This window comes from Shewanella sp. SG41-4, assembly GCF_014164505.1.
Classification (GTDB): Bacteria; Pseudomonadota; Gammaproteobacteria; order Enterobacterales; family Shewanellaceae; genus Shewanella.
Genome location: NZ_JACJFI010000287.1, coordinates 1 through 4438 on the forward strand (window position 1 = coordinate 1; position 4438 = coordinate 4438).

At 40.4% G+C, this 4438-nt stretch carries 4 protein-coding genes; all 4 read right to left on the reverse strand.

From position 1 onward, the window contains the following. Positions 1-131: 131 nt before the first annotated feature. Positions 132-1508 carry an anti-phage deoxyguanosine triphosphatase gene (locus H5202_RS18240; protein WP_182773324.1) on the reverse strand — a complete coding sequence of 459 codons (1377 nt, stop codon included), beginning with the start codon at positions 1506-1508 and terminating at the stop codon, positions 132-134. Positions 1509-1517: 9 nt separating this feature from the next. Then, positions 1518-2105 (reverse strand): 5'-deoxynucleotidase, encoded by a 588-nt coding sequence (gene yfbR, locus H5202_RS18245; RefSeq protein ID WP_182773325.1) that lies wholly within the window; start codon positions 2103-2105, stop codon positions 1518-1520. Between the two features lie 112 nt (positions 2106-2217). Continuing rightward, positions 2218-3432, reverse strand: coding sequence for a pyridoxal phosphate-dependent aminotransferase (locus tag H5202_RS18250; protein WP_182773326.1), 1215 nt, complete (start codon positions 3430-3432; stop codon positions 2218-2220). A 279-nt stretch (positions 3433-3711) separates the two neighbouring features. Beyond that, positions 3712-4272 carry an elongation factor P gene (gene efp, locus H5202_RS18255; protein WP_011637369.1) on the reverse strand — a complete coding sequence of 187 codons (561 nt, stop codon included), beginning with the start codon at positions 4270-4272 and terminating at the stop codon, positions 3712-3714. Positions 4273-4438 lie beyond the last annotated feature (166 nt).

Here is a 4438-nt window from a genome sequence, read left to right on the forward strand (position 1 = left end):
GTTTTGTTTTGTTATATTTTTTTGTGAAGTGTGAAGTGTGAAGTTTGGGTTATTTCCCCTTTATCTAACCCGTTAGCGCTTGGTTGTTATAACCAAGCGCTTTTTTTATGAAAAAAACAGGACAATAAATGTTATTGCTCGCGACTTAACTCCATAATGCCTGCGGTTTTTGAACCAAATAATTGCTGATGTAAACGCCCAGCAAATTCATCGGTCATTCCAGAAATATAATCAGCAATCACCCGCATTGGATTATTATTGGCATTCCGCTCTGCTAACCATCGGTCCCGAGTATTAATCGGTAACAGGCGTTCAGGATCCGAGGCAAACGCTTCAAACAATTCCATCACAATCTGTTGGCCTTTGTATTCCAACATCTGGATTTCAGGTTTACGAATAACATACTTGAATACTAATTGTTTCAGTACATGCAATGCTGCAGCAAAGTCGGGCTCTAATTCGGCATTATATTTTAATAAGTCTTCGTCAAATTGTGGGTTAGTGCTAATGCCAATCGCGGTGACGAAACCGTTGACTAAGGTACCGATAGCATCTTTGCGTAAATGATGTTCATGAGAGAATAGCTTGTCACCAATTTTAGCGATTTCTGATATTAGCCATTCATCTTTGATTTCAGTTAACTGCCCAACCACATCGCGATGCCACTGATTCTGGTTGACAATCCCCATGACAATAGCATCTTCGAGATCGTGTACTGCATAAGCAATATCATCTGCTAATTCCATAATCGAGCAATCAAATGACTTATAGCGAGTTTTCAAATGGGGATAATCAACGTGTGTCTGACTTTGTTCACTGCTGATAAATAACTGCCTATCTGATTCTGATAATGCCGCTAATACCCAATCAATAATGGGCATATCATCATCAAACAATCCTTTTACAGGTGGCCATTCTGAGGGTTTTAATTGGCGATGGTTGGCAATGTCGGGCCTAAGCTGATCGATATACAATTGCGAATACGTTGCTGGGTATTTCATTACCCCAAGCAAAGTACGCCGAGTAAGGTTCATCCCCCATGAAGGGGTATAGGGTTCTAAACGAGTTAAAATTCGAAAAGTTTGCCCATTGCCTTCAAAGCCACCGTGATGGCGCATCATGTAATTTAATGCGACTTCACCGCCGTGGCCAAAAGGTGGATGACCGATGTCGTGAGCCAAACAAATTGATTCAATGAGGCTCATTGAATTGAGTAAATACCTAAGGTCCGGATATTTTCGACGCAGCTGAGCAGTTATGCCGGTACCAATTTGTGATACTTCTAATGAATGTGTTAGCCGAGTACGATAAAAGTCATTCATGCCAACGCCAAGCACTTGCGTTTTGGCTTGAAGCCGACGAAATGCTGCTGAATGCAGAATACGTGCACGATCACGCTGATATGGGCTGCGATGATCATTACGGCGCTGTTTATCTTCACCGAGTAAACGTTGCTGCCAACGACTGTTCTGTTCTGTATTACTGGACTCGATGGTGTTATCAGGCATAAAATTCCTTTACAACATTTGATTAATTTCGTCTAAATTCAAGGTGAAACTTGGAATAAAACAATCACGGAAATAACTTACTGCCGGGTTAGGGTTGTCGTCTAACATTTGTTCTAAACGTTTACGGGCACTATTAAATTCACTGTTACCGGCTTTTTGTTCTTCTAAGCACTTTAAATATGCGCAGAGAGTATCGGCTGCTTTAACAATGGCTTTGTATTGTGGATCCGCTTCTTCACTGATAAACAGGCTGCGGTAATCGTCTTTAAACTCATCAGGCACCATTTCTAACATTCTCTGTTCAGCTATGGCTTCAATCTTTTTATATTCGGCTTCTATTTCTTTATTAAAGTATTTTACTGGTGTGGGTAAATCGCCAGTTAAAATTTCGCTAGCATCATGATAGATGGCAATGGTTGCCGCTTTATTGGCGTCTAAGTCAGTAGCGAATTTTTTATTGCTGATAATCACTAAAGCGTGAGCGACCATCGCCACTTGTAGTGAATGCTCTTGAACGTTTTCGCGGCGCACGTTATGCATTAACGGCCAGCGTTGGATTAGTTTCATCCGAGATAAATGGGCAAATAAATGACTCATGAGACTCCTTACTGCGCTCAATAGTTTGTCTCAGCTTACATGAGCTTATCGATAAAAAAAAGCGACTGTTCAGTCGCTTAGTGTTTTATTGAACAGTTCTTTCGATAAGGTGCTATTGGCGGTAGTCTTCCAAGAAATCACCAAACTCGGTGAGCGCTTTAGCCAAGTCTTCTTTATAGGGTAAAAAAACCACTCTAAGGTGATCTGGCTCAGGCCAGTTAAAGGCAGTTCCTTGAACTAACAGAATTTTTTTGGTTTTTAATAAATCAAGCACCAAACGTTCATCATCACGTAAATTAAACTTTTTCATGTCTAATTTGGGGAATGCGTATAAGGCACCTTTAGGTTTCTTACAGCTGACCCCAGGGATTTGATTAAGCAGTTCGTAAACCGCATCACGTTGTATGGTTAAACGGCCGTTAGGCAATATCAGTTCATTAATTGACTGATAACCGCCTAATGCCGTTTGAATAGCATGTTGATTGGGTACATTTGCACACAGACGCATTGACGCGAGCATTTCTAGGCCTTCAATGTAACTTTTAGCAGCTTTTAAATTACCCGACAACATCATCCAACCTACACGAAAACCTGCTGCGCGATAGGCTTTAGATAAACCGTTAAAGGTAATGGTAAGAATGTCATCAGACAAACCCGCAGCAGGAATGTGTTTGGCTTCGTCGTACAAAATTTTATCGTAAATTTCATCAGCGAATAATATTAAATCGTGTTGACGACATAGCTCAACAACCTCTAACAACAATTCTTTACTGTAAACAGCGCCAGTTGGATTGTTTGGGTTGATTATCACAATCGCACGTGTGCGGCTGCTTATTTTACTTTTAATATCGTCTAAGTCTGGAAACCAATCGGCCTCTTCATCGCAGCGATAATGCACTGCTTTGCCACCAGCAAGGTTTGCTGCAGCTGTCCATAATGGATAATCAGGCGATGGAATTAACACTTCATCGTCGGTGTTAAGCAGCCCTTGCATAGCCATTACGATCAATTCAGATACGCCATTACCTATGTAGATATCTTCAATATCGACGCCAAAAATACCTTGAGCTTGGTAATGCTGCACAATGGCTTTACGCGCTGAGAATAAGCCTTTTGACTCGCAGTAACCTTGGGCACTGGGTAAGTTTAGAATAACGTCTCGAACGATCTCTTCCGGGGCTTCAAATCCAAAGGGGGCAGGGTTGCCGATATTAAGCTTTAAAATACGATGACCTTCGTCTTCTAAACGACGGGCTTCTTTATGTACTGGTCCGCGGATATCATAACAAACGGAATCAAGCTTATTGGATTTGATAATGGGTCGCATACGACTACTCTCGATAACTAAATACGGCTTAAGTTAGCGAACCATAACGAATTTATTGGCATTGTGAAAGAGGAAATAAGCAAAATGAATAATAATATTAGTGTTAAATGCTAATTGTGGACGTAAATTAGCTATCGCTTTAGTGTTATATGCTATTTTTAGATTGCATATCAGTATGTGTATAGTGTTTGATAACAAAAAAGCCAGCACTAAGTGCTGGCTTTTGCTGAGTTGACTTGTGTTATTGCTATTTTACGAATAACTCAAGTTAACGGCCGATTAAACGCGCTTCTTGAACTCGCCTGTACGAGTATCAATTTCAATTTTGTCACCCACTTTAACAAAGTCAGCAACAGTAACAGTTCCACCACCAGTAATGGTAGCTGGCTTCATTACTTTACCTGAAGTGTCGCCACGAGCAGAAGGCTCGGTGTAGATAACTTCACGAACAATGTGCACTGGTAATTCAACAGAAATAGCCTTGCCTTCATAGAAAGTCACTTGGCAAACGTCTTCCATACCATCAATGATATAGTCAGCAGCATCACCTAAGTTGTCAGCTTCTACATCATACTGGTTGTATTCTTCATCCATGAATACATACATAGGGTCAGCGAAGTATGAGTAAGTACAATCAAGACGTTCTAAAATGATATCGTCTAATTTGTCTTCACCTTTGAAGGTTTGTTCAGTACCAGAATCTAGCAATACGTTCTTTAATTTTAACTTAACGATTGCAGCGTTACGGCCAGAACGAGTTGTTTCAGTCTTCTGAACAACCCATGGGCTGCCATCTAACATGATCACGTTACCAGGACGGATTTCATGAGCAGTTTTCATTTCACTATTTCCTATATATTTAGACTTTTTTTATTTATAGAGCAGTATCTTAGCTATTGTTAACGAATTGAACTAGTCGACTCGCAAGATCTGCTTCATTTAACGCATTAATTGGCCATTCAATAGCATGTTGCATTAAAGACAAATTAACAGAATGTAATTGTTG

What these genes read in the sequence shown, in the direction of transcription:
- yfbR (WP_182773325.1), bottom strand. Translation starts at nt 2,105, where the DNA reads ATGAGTCATTTATTTGCCCATTTATCTCGGATGAAACTAATCCAACGC.
- H5202_RS18240 (WP_182773324.1), bottom strand. Translation starts at nt 1,508, where the DNA reads ATGCCTGATAACACCATCGAGTCCAGTAATACAGAACAGAACAGTCGT.
- H5202_RS18250 (WP_182773326.1), bottom strand. Translation starts at nt 3,432, where the DNA reads ATGCGACCCATTATCAAATCCAATAAGCTTGATTCCGTTTGTTATGAT.
- efp (WP_011637369.1), bottom strand. Translation starts at nt 4,272, where the DNA reads ATGAAAACTGCTCATGAAATCCGTCCTGGTAACGTGATCATGTTAGAT.